Origin of the sequence: Sorangium sp. So ce385 (assembly GCF_051474135.1) — a bacterium.
Taxonomy (GTDB): domain Bacteria; phylum Myxococcota_A; class Polyangia; order Polyangiales; family Polyangiaceae; genus Sorangium; species Sorangium cellulosum_D.
Map to the genome: position 1 here is coordinate 8602429 of NZ_CP150337.1, position 25707 is coordinate 8628135.

16 protein-coding genes and 1 pseudogene are annotated in these 25707 nt (G+C 72.0%); 8 read left to right on the plus strand and 9 right to left on the minus strand.

Annotated elements, in window-relative coordinates:
• Window positions 1-66: 66 nt before the first annotated feature.
• Entirely contained in the window at window positions 67-558 is a 492-nt protein-coding gene (locus WME83_RS31285; RefSeq protein ID WP_044986310.1) for a YtxH domain-containing protein, read from the plus strand.
• A 10-nt stretch (window positions 559-568) separates the two neighbouring features.
• Complete coding sequence (locus WME83_RS31290; RefSeq protein WP_129577679.1) at window positions 569-1117, plus strand: hypothetical protein; 549 nt, start codon at window positions 569-571, stop codon at window positions 1115-1117.
• 365 nt (window positions 1118-1482) lie between these two features.
• Here WME83_RS31290 and WME83_RS31295 read toward each other — a convergent pair whose 3' ends face one another.
• Together WME83_RS31295 and WME83_RS31300 are read right to left on the minus strand one after the other, a co-directional pair.
• On the minus strand, window positions 1483-2604 hold the full coding sequence (locus tag WME83_RS31295; protein WP_437313367.1) for a CBS domain-containing protein: 1122 nt from the start codon (window positions 2602-2604) through the stop codon (window positions 1483-1485).
• 404 nt (window positions 2605-3008) lie between these two features.
• Window positions 3009-4190, minus strand: coding sequence for a mechanosensitive ion channel family protein (locus WME83_RS31300; protein WP_437313368.1), 1182 nt, complete (start codon window positions 4188-4190; stop codon window positions 3009-3011).
• 400 nt (window positions 4191-4590) lie between these two features.
• Here WME83_RS31300 and WME83_RS31305 point away from each other — a divergent pair, with 400 nt between their 5' ends.
• The 4 genes from WME83_RS31305 to WME83_RS31320 all read left to right on the plus strand — a co-directional run bounded on the left by WME83_RS31305 (window position 4591) and on the right by WME83_RS31320 (window position 14704).
• Window positions 4591-5289, plus strand: coding sequence for a hypothetical protein (locus tag WME83_RS31305; RefSeq protein ID WP_437313369.1), 699 nt, complete (start codon window positions 4591-4593; stop codon window positions 5287-5289).
• 714 nt (window positions 5290-6003) lie between these two features.
• Window positions 6004-11865, plus strand: a complete 5862-nt coding sequence (locus tag WME83_RS31310) for a HAMP domain-containing protein (RefSeq protein ID WP_437313370.1) — start codon at window positions 6004-6006, stop codon at window positions 11863-11865.
• 326 nt (window positions 11866-12191) lie between these two features.
• Window positions 12192-12632, plus strand: a complete 441-nt coding sequence (locus WME83_RS31315) for a hypothetical protein (RefSeq protein WP_437313371.1) — start codon at window positions 12192-12194, stop codon at window positions 12630-12632.
• 212 nt (window positions 12633-12844) lie between these two features.
• Complete coding sequence (locus WME83_RS31320) at window positions 12845-14704, plus strand: protein kinase domain-containing protein (protein WP_437313372.1); 1860 nt, start codon at window positions 12845-12847, stop codon at window positions 14702-14704.
• Between the two features lie 427 nt (window positions 14705-15131).
• Here the strand turns inward: WME83_RS31320 and WME83_RS31325 are convergent.
• A pseudogene (locus WME83_RS31325) lies at window positions 15132-15209 on the minus strand (hypothetical protein); the annotation flags it as partial.
• 50 nt (window positions 15210-15259) lie between these two features.
• Window positions 15260-16489 carry a phospholipase D-like domain-containing protein gene (locus WME83_RS31330; protein WP_437313373.1) on the minus strand — a complete coding sequence of 410 codons (1230 nt, stop codon included), beginning with the start codon at window positions 16487-16489 and terminating at the stop codon, window positions 15260-15262.
• 282 nt (window positions 16490-16771) lie between these two features.
• Between WME83_RS31330 and WME83_RS31335 the strand changes: the two genes are divergently transcribed.
• Window positions 16772-17332, plus strand: coding sequence for a hypothetical protein (locus tag WME83_RS31335; RefSeq protein WP_437313374.1), 561 nt, complete (start codon window positions 16772-16774; stop codon window positions 17330-17332).
• Between the two features lie 5 nt (window positions 17333-17337).
• Window positions 17338-17823, plus strand: coding sequence for a DUF421 domain-containing protein (locus tag WME83_RS31340; protein WP_437313375.1), 486 nt, complete (start codon window positions 17338-17340; stop codon window positions 17821-17823).
• 8 nt (window positions 17824-17831) lie between these two features.
• Here the strand turns inward: WME83_RS31340 and WME83_RS31345 are convergent, their stop codons facing one another.
• The 5 genes from WME83_RS31345 to WME83_RS31365 form a co-directional block, all read right to left on the minus strand.
• Complete coding sequence (locus WME83_RS31345) at window positions 17832-19316, minus strand: DUF2330 domain-containing protein (protein ID WP_437313376.1); 1485 nt, start codon at window positions 19314-19316, stop codon at window positions 17832-17834.
• A gap of 271 nt (window positions 19317-19587) precedes the next feature.
• Window positions 19588-21024 carry a methylenetetrahydrofolate--tRNA-(uracil(54)-C(5))-methyltransferase (FADH(2)-oxidizing) TrmFO gene (trmFO, locus tag WME83_RS31350; protein ID WP_437313377.1) on the minus strand — a complete coding sequence of 479 codons (1437 nt, stop codon included), beginning with the start codon at window positions 21022-21024 and terminating at the stop codon, window positions 19588-19590.
• Between the two features lie 36 nt (window positions 21025-21060).
• Window positions 21061-23655: a type I DNA topoisomerase gene (gene topA, locus WME83_RS31355; protein WP_437313378.1), complete on the minus strand. Its 2595-nt coding sequence runs from the start codon at window positions 23653-23655 to the stop codon at window positions 21061-21063.
• Window positions 23656-23786: 131 nt separating this feature from the next.
• Window positions 23787-24758, minus strand: a complete 972-nt coding sequence (locus WME83_RS31360) for a DNA-processing protein DprA (RefSeq protein ID WP_437313379.1) — start codon at window positions 24756-24758, stop codon at window positions 23787-23789.
• A 77-nt stretch (window positions 24759-24835) separates the two neighbouring features.
• Window positions 24836-25648, minus strand: a complete 813-nt coding sequence (locus WME83_RS31365; protein WP_437313380.1) for a hypothetical protein — start codon at window positions 25646-25648, stop codon at window positions 24836-24838.
• Window positions 25649-25707 lie beyond the last annotated feature (59 nt).

Sequence of the window (25707 nt, forward strand, 5' to 3'; positions counted from 1 at the left end):
CGGGGCCTGCAATGCATCCCCTCACGAACCGGCGGACGTCATGTCCGTCACAAGGAGACAAGAGCCATGACGAGACTGAATGACGCGGTGGGGACTGCGAAGGGTGTGTACGAGTCGGCGGCTGCCGGGGCGGGCGTCGCCGCGACCACGGCCAAGACGACGGCGTTCGACGTCGCGAAGGCGGTCGCCGGGATCGCGGCGACCATCGGGGCGCTCGGCTTCGACGACGTGCTCGGCTGGGTCGGCCTCGCGCGCAAGCGGAGCCCGCTCACGACGCTCGCGTTCTTCGGCGCCGGCGTCGCGGTCGGCGCGGGCGTGGCCATGCTGCTCTCGCCGACGTCCGGCGAGGCGCTGCGCCGTGACATCCTGAACCGCCTCGACGGCCTGAAGCGCCAGGCGACGCGCGGGGTCGAGCAGGCCGAGCGCACGGTCCACGACAAGGTCGGCGGCGCGGTGGACGCGGTGAAGGGCGCGGTCTCCTCCGAGACCGGGAACTCGCATTACGGCATGGAGGGCGGGCGAGCCCAGGGCGGCGAGAGCGGTCACCACCTGAGCTGAGGCGGCAGCCGTGTGGCTCGAAGCCATCATCACGCGGGAGGATCTCGCCCAGGTCTTGGGCGAGTTCCTCCCTGTGAAGATCCACCTGGACGACGATGAGAAGACCGACCGCTGGCTCTACCTCGGCAAGGCGACCGAGATCACCTTGGTCGAGGACATGGGCCTGCGCGTCACCTGTCCCGCGGAGCTGAAGTGGTCCATCGTTGGCGTGAACCCCACCATCAAGCTCGACGAGCTCAGGGTGATGATCACCCCGGAGATCATCGAGAGGAACAAGGGGAACGTCCTCGCGTTCAACGTCGAGCTCGAGGAGGCCGACATCCGCGGCATCCCCTCGATCATCGACCATACCATCATGAGGGCCGTCAACTCAGCGCTTGCGAACAAGAAGCCTGAGTGGAATTTCACGAAGACGCTCACGCACACCGTAGGTCTCCCCTCCAACCTCGAGCCGATCGAGGGGCTGCACATCGGGGTCGCCTGGGGCAAGCGGCGTATCAGTCAGGACGCGCTGGTGCTCGTGGTCTCCTTCAAGCTCAATTTCGTGCGAAACGATTGAGGCTCCGCCTCTCAGGGACAATCCCCGACGCCCCGCCCCCCGTCTCCGGTGGGCGGGGCGTTTTCGTTCGCCGCGACGCGAGGCGCGGCTCGCAGCTCAACCGCAATCCCCGACAAAAAGTGCTGGTGGGCAGCTCCTGGAGCTCGGCCCGCGAGCGACTCCGCCGATCACCCCAGGCCCCCTGAGGGGGTGTTGGTGGGGCGGCCCGGCGCGGGGGATGGGCCGATGTCTGAGCCCTGGATGTTACCTCTCCGGCGCTTGCGCCGGAGGGGTAACATCCAGGGCGAGTTCGGCGGGGCCCCCGCGCCGGGCCGCCCCACCAACACCCCCTCAGGGGGCCGTTCAGCCCGGCAAAGCCCTCTGGCCTACCCCGCCTGCGCCGCCGCCAGCCGGATCCTCCCGAGCCTCCCCCCGCGCCCCCGGGTGAGCGCCCCCGCGATATCCGAGTGCTTCACGAGCCCCAGGTAGCTCTCCCCGTCGAACACCGCGACCACCGGCGTGTTCTTCTCGACCATCTTCCGCCCCACCTCGTCGAGCGACACGTCCGCCGCCACCCGCGGCACGTCGCAGCGCATGATCCACGCGATGAACGCCCCCTCCTCGCCGGCGGCCAGCGCGCGCATCACGTCCGTGCGCGTCACGATCCCAATCACGCGATCCTCGTAGACCACCGGGAAATCGGGCTCGTGGCTCGCCAGGATGCGCCGCGCCGCATCGCCCACGAGCTCGCCGGGCCACAGCTGGACCGCCCGGCCCTCGAGCCGACGCGCCTCGCACGACGCCACGGGCGCCCTCACCGCCTGCGCCGCGCTCCACTCCCGCCGTGCCCCGACGAACAGCAGGGCCGACAGCAGCGCGATGAAGAGCTGACCGCCGATCAGGGCGATGAAGAACAGCACGGCCGCCATCGCCTGCCCGAGCGTCGCCGCCAGCGACGTCGCGAGCCAGGTGCCGGTGAGCGGCGAGAGCGCCTCGCGCAGCACCCGCCCCCCCTCGAGCGGCAGCGCGGGCAACAGGCCGAGCATCGCGATCCCCAGGTTCGCGCTGGCGATCCACACGACCGCCGTATCGCGCGACGGCGCGTCGACGGCCTGAAGCACGGACGCCCACCGGAGCTCCCCCGCCCCGTGCTGGGCCCCCACGGCCAGGAAGACGATCACCGCCAGCGCGAAGTTCGCCGCCAGGCCGAGCACCCCGCCCTGCGCCCACCCCGCGTCCGGCCGCGAGCGCCTCGCGATCGCCCCGATCGGCGAGAGCAGCACCTCGCTCACCCGCAGGCCGAGCTGCCGCGCCACGAGCCCGTGGACGAGCGCCTGCAGCGCCACGCACCCGAGCAACGCCGCCCCCAGCGCGCACCCGAAGAGCGCGCCGCCCCCGCCGTGCCGCGCCCCCCACTGGAGCGCCCCGATCGGGATGAGCAGGCCGAACGCCGCGTGCGCAACAACATCGATTCCGCCAACCCGCGTGATCCTGATGACCCAATTCATGGCGCGTTGCTCCTGGACTCCGCGCAGGCAGCTGCACAGAGCGGTCGGGGCAGTTACGACCTGCCACGCCCCCTCTCCCCCAGGGGCGTGGCGAAACCTCGTCGCGCGGTCGACGGCTGACGGGCCAAGTGCCGGATCTTTCTGTTTTCGCTGCAAATCACATGCCGCTTTCCTGCGCTTGCCGGCGAGCGGCACGACCCCGCCGCAGCGGGCGGGCGCCTGCGCGCGACGGCGCGCGCGGACAGGCGTGGAGGCCTGTTCCGCGCTTCGAAGGTGTCATCGCGTCGACAGGAGCGAGGCGGGACGCGCACGCGACGGTGACGCGCCGGAAGAGCGCGCCGACGTCCATCGCCCCAGCCTCGGCGTCGCGGTGTGGCGTTCCGCTACGTAGCGGGCGCGCACCGTCACGACTTCACATCGGCCACCCCGTCGACCGCTCCAGCCCGCCGCGCCCGACCCGATGCTGGACCACGCCGCTCGACCGCCTCGGCGACCGGAGCCGCCCGCGAGAAGCGCTCCTGCGGCAGGAACATCCCCTCGTCGAGCTCCTGGACCCACCGGAGCATCTCCTCGCGAACCCAGCACCTCAGATCGAACAGCTGCCCAGAATCGCGGGCAGAGACGAGAAAACGCACCTCGATCGTGCGCTCTGTCACGTTCGTGACCTGGACGGCCTTTACCCGCCTGTCCCAGAGCTCGCTGTTCGGGAGGATGGACTCGAAGTGCCGCCGCACGGCGTCGACCGGCGTGCGGTAATCCACGTAGATCTCGACGGTGCCGAGCTTCTCCGATCCGTGTTTCGTCCAGTTCTGGAACGACTGATCGAGGAGCCGCGCGGTGGGGACGATGAGCCGCCGCTCGTCCCAGATCTTCATGACCACGTGGGTCAGCCGGATCTCCTCGATCGTCCCGAACTCACCGTCCACCACGACCTTGTCGCCGAGATCGATCGGCCGGGTGAACAGGATGTGGAGGCCCGACAGGATCGCGCCCACCGGCTTCTGCGCCGCCAGGCCGAGCACGACGCCCGCGATGCCGGCGGAGGCCAGGAGCGACACGCCGACGTTCCTCACCGTCTCGAAGTTGAGGAGCACGAGCGCGCCCGCCACGATCACGATGACCACCCGCGCGACCCGCTCGAGCACGCGGGCCTGCGTGCGCAGCCCGCGGGACGACTCGCTCCCCTCCTCGAGGTGCCGCAGGGCGCGCGCGTCCAGCACCTCGGTGAGGATCCCGACGAGGCGCATGAGCAGCCACGCCACGCCGCCGATGAACAGCGCCGAGAGCAGCGATCGCAGATCCGCCACGAGCTCCTGCCCGAGCCGCGTCATCTTGGCGAGGCCGGCGGTCAGGATGATCCCGAGACAAAGCGTCACGGGGCCAATTGCCGCGTCGAGTGTTTTTTCGTCCCATGGCGTCGCCGTCCGTCGCACGACGAGCGAGCCGGCGCGCCGGAACAGGCCCACGGCCAGCCGGGCGAGCGCGAAGCCGACCGGAACGCTCGCCGCGACGATCACCCACTGCCATACGCCATCCGTCGGGAGCCCCAGCCGGGCGCCGAGCGATTCAAAGTTCGAGTTCTGCATGGGTCTGCTCCTTCGACCAGCGCCGCGCGCCGTCAGGCCAAGCCCCCTGGGGCACCGAACACCCCGCCGCGCCCGGCGAGCGCGGCGGGATCAGGCCGTGACGCAGCGAGGCGCGACGGGCTCATCCATCTTGTGCGCGGCGTCGCACGGCACAGGGCATGCCGCCGAGTCCGCTCCCCCCATTTTCCGCGGGATGTCCGGCACGCTCCGCCTCGAACCGCCGCGATCGCGATTGCACGGTGGAGGCAGCGTTGCCACGCTGCGACAAATCGCTACACCGCAGCTCTACGTCGCCCTTCACGGTCCGTTCAAGCGGCCCGCGCTCGCTCGGCATGCGGTGTGCAGCTGAACGGGCCAGAGAATCGAGATCGGCTGAAGAATCGCGGCAAAGGACTCGTTTATGTCAGAGCGCAGAAGCCAGGTCGATGATTTCGCGCGGCTCACCGAGGAGACGGAGCGGCTCGCGAGGCACGTCGAGGATCTCCGGCTCCGGATCGCGGCGACGACCGCGAAGCGGCGCGCATCGTCCGGCATGCTGCCCGCGCAGAGCGCTGCCGCCATCGAGGGGCCTCACGGCTCGCCCGCGGAGCGGCCGCTCCACGGGCCGACCTCGGAGCGGCCGCCCCACGGGTCGCCCTCGGAGCGGCCGCCGCACGGCTCTCTCTCGGAGCGGGTGTACCGATCGATCTCGGAGCGGCCGTACGACGCCGCCGAGCGGGCCCACGACCTCGCTGCCGAGCGGGCCCACGACCTCGCTGCCGAGCGGGCCCACGACGCCGCCCCGGAGCGCGCCTATGACGCCGCCCCGGAGCGCGCCTATGACGCGACGGAGCGACCGCACGACGCCGCGACGGAGCGGCCGCACGGGGCCGCGACGGAGCGGCCGCGGCCCCGTCACTCCCCGTTCCCCGAGCGCACCTCGTGCCTCGCGAACGTGTCGCGATGGCTGCCGCCGCTGAGGCCGGCGCGAGAGATCACGGAATCGGGCATCCACGAGCGCGTGGGAGAGGCAGGGCGCTACTGCATCGTCACGCCGCGGAAGCAGCCCGCCGGCGCTCTCCTGCCGAGACGCCGGCCCCCCAAGGCCGACGTCGCCTGAGGCAGCCCCTCGACCAACCCCGCACCAGCGCGCGACACCCGCGACCCGCACCACCGCGACCCGCACCAGCGCGCAACACCCGCGACCCGCACCAGCCCACGATGTCCGCGCGAGCGCGCAACGGCCGCGCCCGCGCGCAACGGCCGCGCCCGCGCGCAACACCCGCGCCCGCGCGCAACACCCGCGCCGGCACGGAGCGCACATCCCCGCCTCGCTCCTCGCCCTGGCCGCACCGCCCCTCGCCACATCGCCGCGGCCCGACCGCGCTGCCTGCCACGGAATCCCACGAGAAGCGACCCGAGGAGCGCGCGGCGAGCGCGGCGCGATGCTTGCCCGGCTGCGCGCCTGCGTAGTATACGAACCCATGCTGCTGCGCGGTGGGCGCAGTCGCGCATGGCCACCGTGCTCGAAGCCTGAACCCGATGGGACCCGACGGAATCTTCGCGGTCGGGCAGCGACAGCCCCGCCTCCGGGCGGCGCGCGGCGTCCAGCGGAAGCCCGAGGCGGCCGACGATCCCGCCCCCCGGACGAGAGGGCCAGTCCTCCTCTCGCCCTCTCGCCGCCTCGCGACGGTACCCCGGCGCCCGAGGGGCGCGCCGGGGCGCCCGATCCCACCGCTCTCGGCGCCCCAAGTTCCCTCCGCGCCCGGGGCGCGCTCTCGTTTCCCTTCACCGATCGACCCTGATTGCAATGCAGGGCCAGGAGAACAGCGGCATGGAGCAGCGTAGCGACCTCGACAAGGCCCGCAGAGCGAAGGCCGGCAATGGCAAGAGCAAGAAGGGCGCGCCCGGCGAGGGGTCGCAGGGCGCCCCGCGCGCGAGGAAGGCCCCCGCGGCGGAGCGCCCCCGCGCCGCGGCGCCCCTCGAGCGCGACGGGCGCGACGGGCTCGACCGGCGGACGCTGCTGACGTCGCTGATGAGCCTCAAGAAGGGCGAGTTCTCGGTGCGGCTGCCCGTCGACTGGCTGGGTCTCGACGGGAAGATCGCGGACACCTTCAACGAGGTCGTCGAGCTCAACGAGCGGATGGCGAAGGAGCTCCACCGCCTGAGCCGCGTGGTGGGCAAGGAAGGCAAGCTCTCGCAGCGCGCCTTCATCGGCGAGGTGAACGGCGCGTGGGCCGAGGAGGTCGCGTGCATCAACGCGCTGATCGGCGATCTCGTCCACCCCACCGCCGAGACGGCGCGCGTCATCGGGGCCGTCGCCAAGGGCGATCTCTCGCAGACGATGGCCCTCGAGGTCGACGGCAGGCCGCTCGACGGCGAGTTCCTCCGGACGGCCAAGACCGTCAACACGATGGTCGAGCAGCTGGGCTCCTTCGCCTCCGAGGTGACGCGCGTCGCCCGCGAGGTCGGCACCGAGGGCAAGCTCGGCGGGCAGGCCGACGTCCGCGGCGTCGCCGGCACCTGGAAGGACCTCACCGACTCCGTCAACTCGATGGCGTCGAACCTCACGGCCCAGGTGCGCAACATCGCGACCGTCACCACCGCCGTCGCCAACGGCGACCTGTCCAAGAAGATCACCGTCGACGTCAAGGGCGAGATCCTCGAGCTCAAGGACACCATCAACACGATGGTCGATCAGCTCCGCTCGTTCGCGTCCGAGGTCACCCGCGTCGCGCGCGAGGTCGGCACCGAGGGAAAGCTCGGCGGACAGGCCGACGTCCGCGGCGTCGCCGGCACCTGGAAGGACCTCACCGACTCCGTCAACTCGATGGCCGGCAACCTCACCTCCCAGGTGCGCAACATCGCCGCCGTCACCACCGCCGTCGCCAACGGCGACCTCTCGAAGAAGATCACCGTCGACGTCAAGGGCGAGATCCTCGAGCTCAAGAACACCATCAACACGATGGTCGACCAGCTCAACTCCTTCGCCTCCGAGGTGACGCGCGTCGCCCGCGAGGTCGGCACCGAGGGCAAGCTCGGCGGGCAGGCCGACGTCCGCGGCGTCGCCGGCACCTGGAAGGACCTCACCGACTCCGTCAACTCGATGGCCGGCAACCTCACCGCCCAGGTGCGCAACATCGCCGCCGTCACCACCGCCGTCGCGAAGGGGGATCTCTCGAAGAAGATCACCGTCGACGTCAAGGGCGAGATCCTCGAGCTCAAGGACACCATCAACACGATGGTCGATCAGCTGAGCTCCCTCGCGGCCGAGGTGACGCGCGTCGCCCGCGAGGTCGGCACCGAGGGCAAGCTCGGCGGCCAGGCCGACGTCCGCGGCGTCGCCGGCACCTGGAAGGACCTCACCGACTCCGTCAACTCGATGGCCGGCAACCTCACCGCCCAGGTGCGCAACATCGCGACCGTCACCACCGCCGTCGCCAACGGCGATCTCTCGAAGAAGATCACCGTCGACGTCAAGGGCGAGATCCTCGAGCTCAAGAACACCATCAACACGATGGTCGATCAGCTCAACTCCTTCGCCTCCGAGGTGACGCGCGTCGCCCGCGAGGTCGGCACCGAGGGCAAGCTCGGCGGCCAGGCCGACGTCCGCGGCGTCGCCGGCACCTGGAAGGACCTCACCGACTCCGTCAACTCGATGGCCGGCAACCTCACCGCCCAGGTGCGCAACATCGCCGCCGTCACCACCGCCGTCGCCACGGGCGATCTCTCGAAGAAGATCACCGTCGACGTCAAGGGCGAGATCCTCGAGCTCAAGAACACCATCAACACGATGGTCGACCAGCTGAGCGCCTTCGCGGCGCAGGTGACGCGCGTCGCCCGCGAGGTCGGCACCGAGGGCAAGCTCGGCGGGCAGGCCGAGGTGACCGGCGTCGCCGGCACCTGGAAGGACCTCACCGACTCCGTCAACTCGATGGCCGGCAACCTCACCGCCCAGGTGCGCAACATCGCCGCCGTCACCACCGCCGTCGCCAACGGCGATCTCTCGAAGAAGATCACCGTCGACGTCCGCGGCGAGATCCTCGAGCTCAAGGACACCATCAACACGATGGTCGATCAGCTCCGCTCGTTCGCGTCCGAGGTCACCCGCGTCGCGCGCGAGGTCGGCACCGAAGGCAAGCTCGGCGGGCAGGCCGACGTCCGCGGCGTCGCAGGCACCTGGAAGGACCTCACCGACTCCGTCAACTCGATGGCCGGCAACCTCACCGCCCAGGTGCGCAACATCGCCGCCGTCACCACCGCCGTCGCCAACGGCGATCTCTCGAAGAAGATCACCGTCGACGTCAAGGGCGAGATCCTCGAGCTCAAGAACACCATCAACACGATGGTCGACCAGCTCAACTCCTTCGCCTCCGAGGTGACGCGCGTCGCCCGCGAGGTCGGCACCGAGGGGAAGCTCGGCGGACAGGCCGACGTCCGCGGCGTCGCCGGCACCTGGAAGGACCTCACCGACAACGTGAACTCGATGGCCGGCAACCTGACGAACCAGGTGCGCGGCATCGCGAAGGTCGTGACCGCGGTCGCCAACGGCGATCTCAAGCGCAAGCTGATCGTCGACGCGAAGGGCGAGATCGCCGCGCTCGCGGACACGATCAACGGCATGATCGAGACGCTCGCGACGTTCGCGGATCAGGTGACCACGGTGGCGCGCGAGGTCGGGGTCGAGGGCAAGCTCGGCGGCCAGGCGAGCGTGCCCGGCGCGGCCGGCACCTGGAAGGACCTCACCGACAACGTGAACCAGCTCGCGGCGAACCTCACGACGCAGGTCCGCGCGATCGCCGAGGTGGCCACCGCCGTCACCAAGGGCGACCTCACCCGGTCGATCAAGGTCGAGGCGCAGGGCGAGGTCGCGGCGCTGAAGGACAACATCAATGAGATGATCCGGAACCTCAAGGACACGACGCTGAAGAACAGCGAGCAGGACTGGCTCAAGACCAACCTCGCCAAGTTCTCGCGCATGCTCCAGGGGCAGAAGGATCTCCTCACCGTCGGCCGCCTCATCCTGTCCGAGCTCGCCCCGGTGGTCACGGCGCAGCAGGGCGTCTTCTACATCATGGACGCCGCCCGGGAGGAGCCCGTCCTCAAGCTGCTCGCGAGCTACGCGTTCAAGGAGCGCAAGCACGTCGACAACCAGTTCAAGCTCGGCGAGGGGCTCGTCGGGCAGTGCGCGCTCGAGAAGGAGAAGATCCTCCTCGTCAACGCGCCGCCCGACTACATCACGATCACGAGCGGCCTCGGCGAGGCGCCCCCGGTCAACATCATCGTGATGCCCGTGCTCTTCGAGGGGCAGGTGAAGGCCGTCATCGAGCTCGCGTCGCTCGAGCGCTTCAGCCCGACCCACCAGGCGTTCCTCGATCAGCTCACCGAGTCGATCGGCATCGTGCTCAACACGATCGAGGCGAACATGCGCACCGAGGACCTGCTCAAGCAGTCCCAGTCGCTGGCGCGCGAGCTCCAGAGCCAGCAGGAGGAGCTCCAGGAGACGAACGCCGCGCTCGGCGAGAAGGCGCGCCTCCTGGCCGAGCAGAACCACGAGGTCGAGCGGAAGAACCACGAGGTCGAGCAGGCCCGCCAGGCCCTCGAAGAGAAGGCGCGGCAGCTCGCCCTCACGTCGAAATACAAGTCGGAGTTCATGGCCAACATGTCCCATGAGCTCAGGACCCCGCTGAACAGCCTGCTCATCCTCTCGGACCAGCTCTCCAGGAACAACGACCAGAACCTCACCCCGCGGCAGGTCGAGTTCGCGAAGACGATCCACGCGTCGGGGACCGATCTCCTGGCGCTCATCAACGACATCCTCGACCTCTCGAAGATCGAGTCCGGCACCGTCGTCGTCGACGTGGGCGAGATCAACTTCAAGGACCTCGCGGACTACGTACAACGTACGTTCCGGCACGTGGCCGAGTCGAAGAAGCTCGACTTCGAGCTCTCGTTCTCGTCGGCGCTGCCGTCCTCGATGCTCACCGACGCGAAGCGGCTCCAGCAGGTGCTCAAGAACCTGCTCTCGAACGCCTTCAAGTTCACCGAGCGCGGCAAGGTGGTCCTGGAGGTGACAGTGGCCCGCGACGGCTGGAGCCGTGAGAACGATGTGCTCAGCCGGGCCGACTCGGTGATCGCCCTCTCCGTCCGCGACACGGGCATCGGGATCGCGCCGGACAAACAGCAGATCATCTTCGAGGCGTTCCAGCAGGCCGACGGGAGCACGAGCCGCAAGTACGGGGGCACCGGGCTCGGGCTCGCGATCAGCCGGGAGATCGCGCGGATGCTCGGCGGCGACCTCGCGCTGGTGAGCGCGCCGGGCCGCGGCAGCACGTTCACGCTCTACCTGCCGCGCACCTACCGGCCCGTACGGGCGGCGCGGCGGCCGCCGACGCACGTCCTCGACACGCCGACCGCCATCGAGGAGACCGTCCACAGCAGCCGGCCGTCCGACCGCATGGCCGTGGGCCCGGACACGCAGGTCATCGACGACAGCGAGAGCGTCCGCCCCGGCGACCGCGCGATCGTGATCGTGGAGAACGACACCGTGTTCGCCCGCTTCCTCGTGGACGTCGCGCGGGAGCACCGCTTCAAGGCGGTCGTCGCCGTCCGCGGCGCGACGGGGCTCGCGCTGGTGCGCGAGCTCAAGCCCGCGGCGATCACGCTGGACATCAACCTGCCCGACATGGACGGCTGGCGCGTGCTCGACTGCCTCAAGCGCGATCTGTCGGCGCGGCACGTGCCGGTCCAGGTGATCACGACGGAGACGGAGGAGGAGCGGTGCCGCGCGCGGCGGATGGGCGCGGTGGGGCTCCTCAACAAGCCGCTCAGCAGCAGGACGGCGCTCGACGAGGCCTTCGCGCGGCTCGACGGGCTGGTCAGCTCGCCGCGGCGCCGGCTGCTCGTCGTCGAGCCGGACGAGGCGTCGGGCGATCCCGTGGTCGAGCTGCTCCGGGACGAGGGGGTCACGATCGCCAGCGTGGCGACCGGCGAGGCCGCGCTCGTCGCGCTCGAGCGCGAGCCGTACGAGGCGATCGTGCTCGGGCTGCGCCTGCCCGACATGCCCGGCCTCGAGCTCATCGAGCACCTCGACCGGGCCGGGCGCTTCGCCGATCTGGCGGCGATCGTGTACACGCCGGCCGACGTCGCCGGGGACGACGAGGTGCAGCTCGGCCGCCTCGCGCAGCGGCTCCCCGTGAAGCACGTCCAGTCGAGGGAGCGCCTGCTCGACGAGGTCACGCTCGCGCTGCACCTCCGGCTCTCGGATCTGCCGGAGCCGAAGCGGCTCGTGATCGAGCAGCTCCACGAGTCGACCGCCGCGCTCTCCGGCAAATGCGCGCTGATCGTCGACGACGATTTCCGCAACATCTACGCGCTGAAGACCGTCCTCGAGAGCCAGGGGATGACCACGCTGGCCGCCGATACGGGCAAGGCCGCCATCGACCGTCTGGAGAGGACGAGCGGCATCGATGTCGTGCTCATGGACATCATGATGCCGGAGATGGACGGATACGACACGATGCGCGCGATCCGGCAGCGGCCCGCCTTCCAGACGCTCCCGATCATCGCCGTCACGGCCAGGGCGATGAAGGGCGATCGCGAGAAATGCCTCGAGGCCGGCGCGACAGACTACATCTCCAAGCCGGTCGATACGGAGCAGCTGCTCGCGCTGCTCCGCATCTGGCTGCACCGCTGAGCTCGCTCCACCCCGCTCGCCGCCGCCCCGCGCGGATGTGCCCGCGTGCACGCGGCGGTTCGTCTTCGCTGCAATGACGCCTCAGTGTGGCGTCTCTCCGCAGGCTCAGGCGTCGACCGTCCACAGCCGACAGCGCAGGAGAGCGCGCATTTGGGGCATCTTTCGTTGGCACGGCGCCTGCTGTGCCGGTGTGGGATTCCAGAATACAGAGAGGGGACGCGCCCGGTCGAGGACGTTCTTCGGGAAAGGAGCTGTCGGTGAGGGCAAAGCTGGTGACCGGTCTTGTGAGGACACGGCTCGACGCCGAGAGAGCGGTTGAGCGCGTCATGAGCTGTGGATACAAGCGCGACGCCATCAGCCTTGTCATGAGCGGCGCCGCGCGCGGAGAGCGTGTCGAGAGCGGAACCGGCGCGCGGGCGATCGCGGACGTCGGCGTCGGCGGGGCGGTAGGGGCGGCCTTCGCGGCGGCCGGCGCGAGCGTGGCGTTGCCCGGCCTCGGGCTCGTGGTGACGGGCCCCCTGGAGTCCGCGCTCGTGGGCGCGGGCAGCGCGGCCGGCGGGCTCGTCGGCGCGCTCGTCGGCGCCGGTGTCCCAGAGCACCGCGCCCGCGTGTACGAGAGCGGCTTGCGGCAAGGCGAGGTCCTCGTGGGCGTCCACGCGACCTCGGAGCGAGACGCGGAGATCCTGGAGCTGATCCTCGAGGTTTCGGGCGCCGAGAACGTCCGGAGCGAGTGCGTGCAGCGACGTCCTTACGACAGCTTCATCTAGGCAGCTCGCGGGGGTGAGCGCGCTGGGGATGCCGGGGCGCCCGGCGCGTGGCAACTTGCCTCGCTGAGGCGCGCTGCCGCCGACGCGCTCGTCCGGGATTTCAGGCGTTCCCCGAGCGGAGCGCCTGGCACGAGCGATGCTCCAGAATTGGATTCGTGGCGAAGCGTGGCGTCGTGGGCGGCGGATGGCCGGAGCAGGCGGCAGGAGAGCGCATGTCGAGCAACTTGACCCAGGGTTTCGAGCACACCTTAGGGGAGCGCTTCGAGGTCGGCACGGTGGTGGGCGACAAGTACCAGCTCCTCCGCAAGGCGGGAGAGGGGGCGATGGGCTCTGTCTGGGTCGCTGCGAACACGGCGCTCGAGGCCAACGTGGCCATCAAGGTGCTGCGCCCGGAGATGCGCTCTCCCGCGATCGCGGAGCGCCTGCTGCGCGAGGCGCGGGCGGCGGCGAAGCTCAGCCATCCGGGCATCGTGCGCGTCTTCGATCTCGGCAAGACCGCGGGCGGCACGCCGTACATCGTGATGGAGCTCCTGGAGGGCGAGGCCCTCCGGGACCTGCTCTGCCGCGAGCAGCGGCTCTTGCCCGAGGCGGCGATCGCGGTCTTGCTGCCGGTCGCGAGCGCGATGCACGCCGCCCACGAGCGCGGCGTCGTCCACCGGGATCTCAAGCCGGACAACGTGATGCTCGCGGAGCAGGGCGACGGGAGGATCCAGCCGAAGGTCGTCGATTTCGGGATCGCGAAGGTGACGTGGACCGAACCGCAGTCCGGCTCGACGGGCGCGGCGGTGATCGGGACGCCGCAGTACATGCCGCCCGAGCAGGCGCTCGGGCAGGGTCAGCTCGATCATCGCGCGGACATCTGGGCGTTCTGCACGATGCTGTACGAGTCGATCGCGGGCGAGACGCCCTATGCCGGCGAGCAGGGGTTCGGGACGCTGCGGGCGGTCATCCAGGATCCGGTGCAGTCGCTCGTCGAGCGGTGCGGCACGGATCCGGCGCTGTGGTCGATCATCGAGCGCGGGTTGCGCAAGGATCCGGCGGATCGCTGGGGGAGCATGCGCGAGCTCGGCGTCGCGCTCGCGACGTGGCTCCTCTCGCGGGGCGTCTCGGAGGACGTGTGCGGCGCGTCGCTCCGCGCGCAGTGGCTGGACGAGCGGACGAGCCAGGTCCCCGCGCCGTCGCCGCGGCCGATGGTGGTGAGCGCTGCGCCGACGCTGCACTCGCGGCGCTCCGACGACGCGCTGGAGCTGCAGCTTCCCATGGCGTCCGCGCGGCGGGCGCCTGGCGAGCCGAGCCGCCGCGCCGCGGTGGTGGTGCGGCGCGGATCGCTGGAGGAGAGCGGCGAGCGGGCGTGGTCCGAGGCGACGGCGATGGTGAATCCGCCGGTGGGGGTGTCCCCGTCGCAGCGTCCCTCGTTGCGGGATCGCTTTCCGTTCCGCCGCGTCGCGGCGGCGGGCTTCGTCCTCATGGCGGGCGCGGCGGCGTGGAGCGTGGCGCCGGTCGCGACGGGCCCTGCGGTCGAGATGACGCCGACGGCGCCGGCGTCTCTGGCCACGCCTCCGGCGCCGGTCGCCGAGCCGCCGTCGCCGGTGCGCCCTGCGGCCGAGGCGAGCTCCCTCACGGCCAGCATCGCGCGCGGCGTCGTGGCGCCCCCGGCGCCCCCGGCCGAGCCTGTGGCCCCGCGCCCGACGCGGGCTCCGAAGCCGGCTCCCCCTGCGCCGGCGCCCGCCGCTGCGGCCGCCACGTCGCCGGCGGCCACGGCGAGCGCGCCGCTCCCGGAGCTGCCCGCGTCGGACGCGGGTGTGGAGGCGCCGGTGCTCCTTGCGCAGGCGTCCCCGTCCGGCGCGTCGCCGGAGCCGGGGGCTACGGCCTGCGCTGGTGGGCAGGAGGGCGGGGGGTCGGCTTGCCCGCCGCCGGTGGCCGACGCCTCGGCGCCTGCCGTCGAGGGCCACGCGGATGCGGGGGCGGCCAGTCAGGAGCCCGCCCCTCCCCCGCCAGCGGCCGAGCCGGCCCCGCCGGCCGCGGACGCGGGTGCGGCCGAGGAGCCCCCGAGGCCGCCAGCGGCGCCGTAGCGGCTCGGGCTCACGGGGCGGCCGGGGCGATCAGGAGCAATTTGATTCTTTCTCTTGGTTGCCTGGCGGCTTCGTGAGCTGGATGGCTGTACTGGCCATTCGCCCTGGCGCTCGGAGAGTGCTCACTCCCGTCAAGTAGCGGTAAACCCGCCGGGAGGGAGCTCGTCGCGGGCGGGCGGCTCGGCTCCACCTCGCCGCGCCGCCGCCCGTGGGGCCCCCGTCCCCCGCAAGAGGCCCCCGTCCCCCGCAACAGAGAGCGGTTTCGCTCGGTTCAGTGCAGGGGTCTTCCGGCCTTCGTCTCTCGTCCCCGTCTTTCGTCTTTCGTCTCTCGTCTCCGTGCAACGTCTTCGTGCGCGTGCGCGTGCCCCTGCGCGTCCACGTGCGCGCCGACTCCGGGGAATCGCGCACGCGCACGCGCACGCGCACGAAGGACGAGCACGGAAGACGGAAGACGGAAGACGGAAGACGGAAGACGGAAGACGGAAGACGGAAGACGGAAGACGGAGACGAGAGACGAGAGACGACGAACGGTGTCAGTCGCAGCTGAAAACCGCTCTAGACCCCGATAGCGGGCAGGAAGCCGCCCTCCCGCTCCGGCTCGGGGAGCGCACCGCGCCCTCTCCCGGACGCGTACCGTGGCTCCAGCAGATCGAGCCCCAGGCTCCACAGCGCGTTTCGCATCCGCGCGAGCGCCCCCAGCTTTGGCAGGTTGTTGAGGCACACCTCCTCGCTCCGACCGAGGTCCCGCTCGAACAGGTTCGCCGCGTCCCTCACGAAGCCGGGCTGCTTGACGATGAGGTTCGCCTCGCTCACCCACCGCAGGCTCGTCGGGTTCACGTTGAAGGTCCCCACGGTCGCCCAGTCGTCGTCGATCACCGCGAACTTCGAGTGCAGCATCGACGGCAGGAACTCGTAGATCTGGAGCCCGTTCTCCAGCCACCACCTGTACCGCGCGAGGCTCGCGTTGCGGATGGTCGGTAGATCGGAGTTGCGCGGAACGATGATCTTCACGTCGATCCCGCGGCGCGCGGCGTCGATGAGCTCGCGCTCCAGCCCGCGGGGAGGGCAGAAATACGCGTTCTCGATCCACACGCGCCGCCGCGCCGAGCGCACCCGCTCCACGTGGCGCTCGTAGATGATCGCCGGCGGCCTGGGCGCGTCGGTGATGAACTCCACGTCGTCGTAGACGCCGCCGGTCCAGTAGTCGAACGAGCGCCCGTCGGCCTCGTTGGCGAGCATCCAGCGGCACTCGAACGCCCGCTGCATGTCGCCCACGCAGGGCCCCACCACCCGGCTACAGACCTCGTGCCAGCCGTCGCCGCCCTGATCGCGCGGCAGCCACTCGTCGGCCCACGCCGCGCCGCCGACGTACCCGGCGCCGTCGATCACCACGATGCGCGAGTGCTCCCGCGGGAACAGGACGCCCCGGCGCAGCACCGTGCCGAGCGGCCGGTACGCGCGCGCGCGGATGCCGCGAGCCCGCATGTCCTCGAAGAACTGCGCCGGCGTCGTGTGGCTGCCGAGCGCGTCGTAGAGGAGCCGCACGTCGACGCCGCGCCGCACGGCGGCCGCGAACGCATCGGCGAAGCGATGACCCATCAGATCGTTGCGGTAGATGTACGTCGAGATCCAGATCCGCTCCCGGGCGCGCGCGATGTCGTCGAGGAGCGACTCGAGCACCACCGTCATCCCCGGCAGGAGGCGCGTCGCGTGGAGCGCGCTCCCCCTGTCCGACACCGCGTGGCTGGTCCTGGAGTTCGCCCTGGAGCCTGGAAAAGTCAGCACCGAGCAGGTCATGTCGAGTCCCGACGCGGGGCGGCTGCAGCTCGATTGCCGCAGTGGCCCGCACGCCCTCACCACAACGGCTCAAGCAGCCCGTGTGCCACCTCGCGAAGTCGCGATCACGCAGGATCGCGCAGGGATGCCCGCGGAGGAAGAGGCGCGACGTGGCAGCTTGCCACGCAACGCCACGGCGCCACAGCGCCGCCGGGGCAAGCGGTCTCTCCGGCGCAGCCCAGCTCTCGGGCGCGCTGCCCGCGGCATCAGATTTGAACGGCGTCGTGCGCGATGGTCCCGTCCCGTCATGAGATCTCCGCTCCTCGGCCCGGCCAGGCGAACGGGCGCGCCCCCGCGGCGCCGCTCGAGACCGCCTCCGAGCCGCCGCCGGCGCCGGACATGCGGCGCCGGCTCGAGCTCAGCCCGAAGCACGCGCTCGGCGCGCTCGCGCTCGCCTGCGTCGCCGCGAGCGCCCTGCTCATGCACGCCCGCGAGACGGGCGAGGCGGCCGCGCCCGGGCTCGCGCTGCGCGTGGCGTACCCCGAGCGGATGCGCTTCCGCGACACGGAGCAGCTCACCTTCGACGTGACGCGCACGGCGGACGCCCCCTGCCGGGCCGCCGCGCTCACGATCGACCAGGCCTACCTGGACAGCTTCCAGGAGCGCCGCGCCACGCCCGAGGAGACGGCCATCGGGCGCTTCGAGCTGGGCGGCCTCGCGCCCGGCGAGCAACGCCGGATCGTCCTCGAGCTCCGGGGCGAGCGTTCCTGGCTCGCCTCGGGCAACGCAACCCTCTCGTGCGATGGGGAGCGCGGCGCCGTGGTGCCGCTCCGCACGTTCATCTTCCCCTGACCGCCATGGAGACCGTCGCCCGCGTCGCCTTCGTCTATGTGTTCCTCGCCATCGCGTTCCGCGTGCTCGGCAAGCGCGAGCTCAACGCGCTGTCCCCCTTCGAGCTCGTCACGCTCATGCTGATCCCGGAGATCGTCTCTCAGGCCCTCGTCCGCGAGGCGTCCCTCGCGAACGCGCTCGCGGGCGTGTCCACCCTCCTCGTGCTCGTGTTCCTGACGTCGGTCCTGACGCACCTCTCCCCGCGGGCGGCCAAGGTCATCGACGGCACGCCGACGGTCCTGGTCGCGAACGGCCGTATCCTGGAAGAGGCGTGCAATCGCCAGCGCATCCAGCCGGAGGAGATCGTGTCCGAGATGCACAAGAGCGGGCTCGCGCACCTCTCCCAGGTGCGCTGGGCCATCCTGGAGGCGGACGGCGATCTCACCATCATCCCGGAGCACGGCCAGCCCCTGCCCGTCGCGCGAAAGAAGACGCCGGACGTGGACGCCTGAGCGTCCGGTCAGGCCGGGCGGGAGGCGAAGCGGCGCGCGCCGCGGCGGGCGATCGCCGCCGCGAGGGCGAGGGCGCCGAGCGTCATGCCCACGAGCGTGCCCTGCCCCCGCGTCCGCGAGGCGCGGTCGCCGTCGACGAGCGGGAGCGCCGCGCCGCAGAGCACCTCGGCGTGGACGCTCAGGCGGGCGCGCATCCAGTTGTCGACCCGCTCCTGCTTCGCGGGGCTCAGGACGAGGTCCGTGTCGAGCGCCGCGCGCGGCAGGTTCGCCTCAAGGCGCGTGAGCCAGACGTCCTTCGGGTGCAGGCCGATCATGGCGACGGCGAGGTCGTCGAGCGGCCCGCACGCGAGCTCGCGCGCGTCGATCTGGCCCGAGGCGACCTCGCCGCAGCTCGGGTCGGAGAGCAGGACGCCGGCGGGACACGGGCTCGCCACGGCGCGGCTCTCCGTCGCGATCTCGGCGAAGCGCACGGCGCACTCCGTGTCCTGGGTCTCGCCGTTCGCGAGCCCCTGCTGGGCGAACGCCGCGGCGATCGTGTCGACCGGGGTGGTCGAGCCGCTCGTCGTGTACTGCACGCCGAACGGCGCCGCGGAGCTCGACACGGGCGAGAACAGCGAGCCCTGCTGCGCGTAGGGCGTGAGGAACGCGCGGCCGCCGTCGTGCGCCGCGAGCGCCTTCTCGCGGAGCTCGCCGTAGTTCGAGTCCTGCGAGGCGAAATCCCACGCGAGCAGGTCGACGGGGACCGCCGCGGCCGCGAACCCCTCCGGAGCGAGCCGCGCCTCGCTGATGGTGAAGAGGGTGATCGCGACGTTCGCGCCCGTGCCGGCGGCCACCATCCGGAGCGGCAGCGTGGCGCTCCCCCCCGGCATGACGACCCGCACCGGCTTCATCTCCTTCACGTCCTTGCCGGGCTGGAGCTTGAGGGCGATGAAGTCGAATTGCTCCTCGACGTAGGCGTCGATGACCGGCTGCGTCGATTCGTCGACGCCGAAGCCGTTCCTCTCCAGCCACGTGTTCAGCGCGCCGGGCGTGTCGGTCGTGAGCGTCACGGTCTCGTACGGACCGACGGTGCCGCGGTGAAGGACGGTGACCTGGTCGTTGCCGAACCCCCCTGCCACGCCGCCCGCCGAGTCGGCTGAGGCCAGGGTGCCGCAGCCGCCACCGCTCGAGGCGCAAAAGGAGTTCGGCGCCGTGATGCGGACCGACGTGGCCGCGTCGAGCGTCTCGAACCAGGCGTCCGAGCCGACCTCGATCGTCGCGCCGGGCTTCACCGGGAGCACCCAGGCGAACTCGCGCGGATCGCCGGAGTACTGGATCTGATCCCAGAGCACCGACTGGACGGGGGATACGGAGAGGACCATCCGGTGCGCGTTGACGACCGTGGTCTCGGTCGGCGGGGCGAAGCACCCGCCGCAGGCGAGCGCCTCGCGCGGCGAGAGGAGCGTCGCGGCAGGAACGGCGAGCGTGAGGAGCGCGAGCAAGCGAAGTTTCATCGGGTACCTCCATGGGCGCGGGTCCGCGCGGGCGGGCTCCCGGAGCGCGCGGTCGGCGCGCGGCGCACCACCGCCAGGCTACCCAAGCCCGCGCGCGGCAGGCAGACCGCGCACGATTGGCGCGCCGCCGGCGACCTCCGCGCCGCGCGCCGCGCGTCAGCGCTCGCAGGGAGCCGGGCAGATTGGAAGAAACTTCAATGTTCTTCCAGACTTACAGCTTCCCGAGGGCTCGCCTGGACGCGCGCGAGCGCGCGCCCGCCGAGGCCGCCCGTCAGCCCGCGGCCCACCACGCGTCGAGGTCGCGGAGGGCGCGCTCGGCCATCGCCTCGTAGCGGGCGCGCTTGCGCAGCTTGCCGTGCGCGGGATCGAGCGGCGCGATGTGCGCCCAGGTGATGTTCGACGGCTGATACGTCGGCTGCTTCCGCCCGAGGTGCGTGAGGATGCCGCCGAGCGCCGTCGTGGGCGGCGGCGGCCGGAGCGGCTCGTTCCGCAGCCGCTGCGCGAGGAGGATCGCGCACACGAACCCGGCCGCGGCGCTCTCCACGTAGCCCTCCACGCCCGAGATCTGGCCGGCGAGGTGCACGCCCGGCAGCGCGCGCAGCTCCATCGCCGGGCCGAGGAGCGCCGGCGCGTCGACGAAGGTGTTCCGGTGCACGGAGCCCATGCGGAGGAACTCGGCCTCCTCGAGGCCGGGCACCATCCGGAACACCCGGAGCTGCTCGGCGTACTTCATGCGCGTCTGGAAGCCGACCAGGTTGTACGCCGTCGCCGCCTCGTCCTCGGGGCGCAGCTGGAGCACCGCGTACGGCCGCCTGCCGGTGCGCGGATCGGTGAGGCCGACCGGCTTCATCGGCCCGAACGCGAGCGTCTGCTCCCCGCGCGCGGCCATCACCTCGCACGGCAGGCACCCCTCGAAGTAGCGCACCTCCTCGAAGTCGCGGGCCTCCACCTTCTCCGACGTGACGAGGGCCCGGACGAACGCCTTGTACTGCGCCTCGTCGAAGGGGCAGTTCACGTACGCCTCGTCGCCGGCCTCGGCGTCGTCGCGGCGCTCGGCCGCGTCCTCCGGCGGCGCGGTCTGCTCGGGTCGCGCGGCGCCCTCCGGCGGCGCGGCGCGCTCGCCCCGGACCGCGCCGCCCTTGCCGTAGCGCGACTGCTTCCACACGCGCGACCAGTCGATCGAGTCGGCGCTGACGATCGGCGCGATCGCGTCGTAGTAGGCGAGGTGCTCGGCGCCCACGGCCGCGGCGAGGCTCGCCGCGAGGGCGTCGGACGTGAGCGGGCCGGTCGCGAGGATCACCGGGCGCTCGGCCGGGATCTCCGTCACCTCCCGCCGCTCCACGGCGATGCGGGGGTGGGCCTCGATCGCCCGCGTCATCGCCTCGGCGAACCGCTCGCGGTCGACCGCCAGCGCGCCGCCGGCGGGCACCGAGGTCTCGTCGGCGCACCGCAGGGCGAGCGAGCCCACGCGACGGAGCTCTTCCTTGAGCAGCCCGACCGCGTTGCTCAGCGCCGCGCCGCGCAGCGAGTTGGAGCACACGAGCTCGGCCAGCCGATCGCTCGTCTGCGCGGGCGTGCGCTTGTGCGGCTTCATCTCGACGAGGCGCACGCGCAGCCCGCGCTGGGCGAGCTGGTACGCCGCCTCGCAACCGGCCAGGCCGCCTCCGACGACGACGACCTCGTCGCGCGGGCTCTCCGCTCCGTTCATGTGCAGCTCACCAGGGTGGGAGGTCTCGCGGCCTTCTTAGCTCGCCGTGCGCCGGGCGCGCACGGGCCGCGCGGGCTTTTCGGCTTCCCCCTTCGGCGCGCCGGCCCCCTTGGACGGGGCCTCGGGCCGGTCGGCCGGCGCGGGCTTCGGCGGCTCGGGCCGGTCGGCCGGCGCCGCCGCGCTCGCGACGATCGCCGCGGCGTCGAGGGAGGCGGACCCGTCCGCGGCGCCGTCCTCCCCCTCGCCCTCGACGATCTCCTGCTTGAAGCCGCAGTCCTTGGTCGCGCAGACGAGCATCGCCTTCTTGCCAGCGGTGCGGGTGACGAACTTCGCGCCGCACTGGGGGCACGGGACCGGCACCGGCTTCTGCCAGAGCTTGAAGTCGCACTTCTGCTCGGCGTTCCAGTTCGAGCAGCCGTAGAAGGTGCGCCCGCCCTTCTTGCGGGGCCGGATCTCGATGAGATCGCCGCCGCAGCTCGGGCACGCGACGCCGAGCGGCACCGGGCGCGTGTTCTTGCAGGCCGGGTACCCGGTGCACGACAGGAAGTCGCCGAAGCGCCCCGTCTTGATGATCATCGGCTTCCCGCACTTGTCGCACGAGATGTCGGTCTCGCGGACGGCGGCGGTCCCGCGCGCGTCGGACAGGTCGCGGGTGGCCTTGCACTTCGGGTAGCGCTCGCAGCTCAAGAACCAGCCGTTCTTGCCCCACTTCTTGAGCATCATCGACCCACACTCGTCGCAGACGATGTCGGTCTTCTCCGCCTCGGGCTTCCACGGCGCGAGCTTCTTCGACTTGTCGAGCTGCTCCCGGAACTTCTTGTAGAAGCGCTTGAGCAGCTGCTCGCGCTTCAGGTTGCCGGCGCCGACCGCGTCGAGCTCCTCCTCCATCTGCGCGGTGAAGTTCGGGTCCATGATGTCGAGGTTCGACCGGACGAGGCCGTCGACCACGAACTTCCCGAGCAGCGTCGGCTGGAACGCGCCGCCCTCCCGCTTCTCCACGTACGCGCGCTGCTGCACCTTGCTGATGATCTCGGCGTACGTCGACGGGCGGCCGATGCCGCGCTTCTCCAGCTCGCGCACCAGCGAGCCCTCGTTGTAGCGGGGCGGCGGCTGCGTGAACTTCTGGTCGGTGACGACGCCCGGCGGCGACACGGCGAGCGCCTCGCCCTCCTTCATGTCGGGCAGGAGCGCCTCCGAGTCCTCCTCGGCCGACGGCCCCGGCGCCGCCCGCTCCGCCTCCGCGGCGCTCGCCTCGGCGGGCGCCGCCGCGCCGCCGCCGCCGTCCGCCGCCGCGCCGGCGCTCTCCTCCTCGCCGGCGAACTCCTGCTGGCCCTCCGTGACCTGCAGCCAGCCGGCGAACTTCAGGATCCGCCCGCTCGCCCGCGCGAGGTAGCTCCGGTGCGCGGGCTCGGCCACCGTCGGCGCGACGTCGATCTCGACCGTCGTGCGGTCGTACACCGCCGGGTTCATCTGCGAGGCGACGAAGCGGTTCCAGATCAGCTTGTAGAGCTTGTACTGCTCGTCCTTGAGGTGCTTCTTGATCGAGTCCGGGTGGATCTCGACGCTCGTCGGCCGGATCGCCTCGTGCGCGTCCTGCGCGTTCTTCTTCGACTTGAAGACGTTCGGGCGCTCGGGGACGAACTCCTTGCCGTACCGCTTCGCGACCACGCCGCGCACCTCAGCGATCGCGTCGTCGCTCACGCGCGTCGAGTCGGTACGCATGTACGTGATGAGGCCGACCGGGCCGCCGTCGCGCTTGAGGTCGATGCCCTCGTAGAGCGCCTGGGCGATCTGCATCGTCCGCTTGGCGCCGAAGTGCAGGTAGTTCGTCGCGTCCTGCTGGAGCTTCGAGGTCGTGTACGGCGCGGGCGGGTTGCGCTTCTGCTCGCGCCGCGTGACCTTCGCCACCCGGTAGCGGGCGGTCTCGAGATCGGCGCGCACCTTCGCGGCGACCTCGCCGTTCGTCACCTCGAGCTTCTTGCCGTCGGCCGAGGCGAGCTTCGCGACGAACGGCGCGCGCTGCGGTGGGCTCGCCGCGGTGAGGCCGACCGCGATGTTCCAGTACTCCTCCGGGACGAACGCCTCCACCTCGCGCTCGCGGTCGACGATGAGCCGCAGCGCGACCGACTGCACCCGCCCGGCCGACAGGCCGAACGCGAGCTTCGACCACACGAGCGCCGAGACGTCGTAGCCGACGATGCGATCGAGCACGCGCCGCGCCCGCTGGGCGTCGTAGAGGTTCTCGTCGAGCTTGCGGGGGTTGTGGACGCCGTGGTCGACCCCCTTCTTCGTGATCTCGTGGAACTCCACCCGCGCCACCTTGAGCTTCGGGTTCTTGATCTCCTCCGAGATGTGGAACGCGATCGCCTCTCCCTCGCGATCGGGGTCGGTCGCCAGGAGGACCTCGTCCGCCTTCTTCGCGGCGGACTTGAGCTCCTCCAGGACCTTCTCCTTGCCCTCGATGACCTCGTAGGTCTCGGCGAAGTCGTTCTGCACGTCGACGGCGTTCTGCTTCTTGGGCAGATCCTTGACGTGCCCCTTCGAGGCGAACACCTCGTACCCGTTGCCGAGATACTTCTTGATGGTCTTCGCCTTCGCCGGCGACTCCACGATGACGAGCGTCTTGGCCATCACCACCTTCTGAGCAACGCGATCGGGGCTTGTGAGAGGATTGAAGGGCGACCTTCGGTGCGAGGGAGGCCCCCCTCGCGAGGAGGCGGCCACCCGGAACCGCACTGGGCAGGGTGAGCCGGCGCGCCCCTTCAACGAAGAGCCCGCCGAAACAACCCGGCGGGCCCCTCTACTACTACGGCCTGGAGCGTCAACGTCAAGAGTGCCTCCACGGCGCGCCTGGGCGGAAGCCCCGTCCTCTCGCAGACCTCATCCACGTGCGCCGGGCAGGCGTCCAGGGCGTCGAAAACCGCGCGCTCGACCGCGCTCATCGCCGGGATCTGCGCGGTTTCCGCGGCCGGAGCGCTCGCCGGCGCGGCGACGGCCGGGTCCGGCAGCGGCAGGGTGCCGGCGGCGGGCGGGCTGTTGCGCGGCGACCGCCGCGCCCGCCGGCGGGGCGGCGGCGCCGGCCCGCCGAGGACGTCGATCACGTCGGCCGCGCGGGTGACGGGGCGCGCGCCGGAGACGAGCTCCAGCGCGCAGCCGAGGCCGCGCGGGCTCCACGGGGCGTGGGGGACGACGCAGAGGTGGCGCCCGAGGCGGCGAGCCGCGGCGGCGGCGGAGCGGGCGCCGCTCTCGATGCCCGCCTCGACCACGACGGTCGCGAGGGTGAGCGCGGCGAGCACGGCGTTGCGCTGGAGGAACAGCCCCGGCAGCGGCGGCGTGTCGTCGGGGACGCGCGCGAGCAGCGCGCCGCCCGCGGCGAGGATGCGATCGAAGAGCGGCGCGTGCTCCCGCGGGTAGGGGCGCGCGTGGCCGCCGCCGCTGACGACCACGGTCGGCGCGCGCGCCGCGAGCGCGCCCTCGTGCGCGGCCGCGTCGACGCCGCGCGCGCCGCCCGACCAGATCGAGTAGCCCGCCTCGCCGAGCGACGCGGCGAGCGCGCGGGTGAACCGGAGCGCGTCGTCGCTCGCGGCGCGCGTGCCGACGATCGCCACGCCGGGGCGCGACGGGAGCGCGCCGCGCAGGTAGAGCGTCGGCGGCGCGGCCTCGGTCTCGGTCACGAGGGCCCAGAGCGGCGCGGGGTAGGAGGGATCTGCGGGCTGGATCTCGATCGACGCCATACGCGGCGTGTCGACCGGCGCCCGGACCGAGTTGCGCAAAATGCGGAGCGCGCGCGGCGCGCCCGGGCGACGCGGCGCTACCGGGGCGGGTCGCGGAGCGACGCTGCGCCTGGCGGCGCGGCGCTGGAGGACGGCGCGGCGCTGGAAGGCGGCGCGCTCGGCGGCGCGGCGCTCGGCGGCGCGGCGCTCGGCGGCGCGGCGCTCGGCGGCGCGGCGCTCGGCGGCGCCGTGTCGGGCGGGGTCGCGCCGGGCGGCCCGGCGCCGGGAGGGGCGGCCGGGCGCGGGCCGCGGTAGCCCTGCACGAGCACCACGCCCGCGCCGCGCCGCACCTGCGCGTGCAGGCTCCCGGCGAACGGCGCGCCCCCGGGCGAGGTGAAGCACGCGCCCCGGCCGCCGATCACCGCGATCGGCCCGCTGTCCGCGTCCTGTCCGACGATCTCGTGCGACGGCGGAGCGCCCTTCGTGACGAAGAGATCGACCTCGATGACGCCGAGCCCGCCCTGCGCGATGAACACCGCGCACTCCCCCGGCGCCACGCGCACCGGGATCGCGCTGCTCTCCCCCTCCCCGATCGCGAGCGACACGACGTCGCCGAGCGGCGTCATCCCCCTCGCCTCGCCGCGCGCGGTGTTGGCGAGCGCGAGCGCGGTCACGCGCGGCGCCGGCGCGCTCGCCGCGGGCCGCTGCTGCCCCACGCGGCTCAAGAACAGCCGCGCCGCCTCCGGGTCCGGCTCGGGCGCATCGCTCGGCGGCGGCGGGTTCCGCACCTCGCGCGTGGGCGCGGGCGCCGGCGCGGGCGGAGGGCTCGGCTGCAGGACCTCGGCGCGGGGCGCGGAGGCGCCGCCGCAGCCCGACGCGGCGAGCAGCGCGGCGAGCGGCGCGGCGGCCAAGCGGCGCGCCGGCCTGAACGGATGCAGTGCGAGGGGAACGAGGGCACGCCGCACGGCGC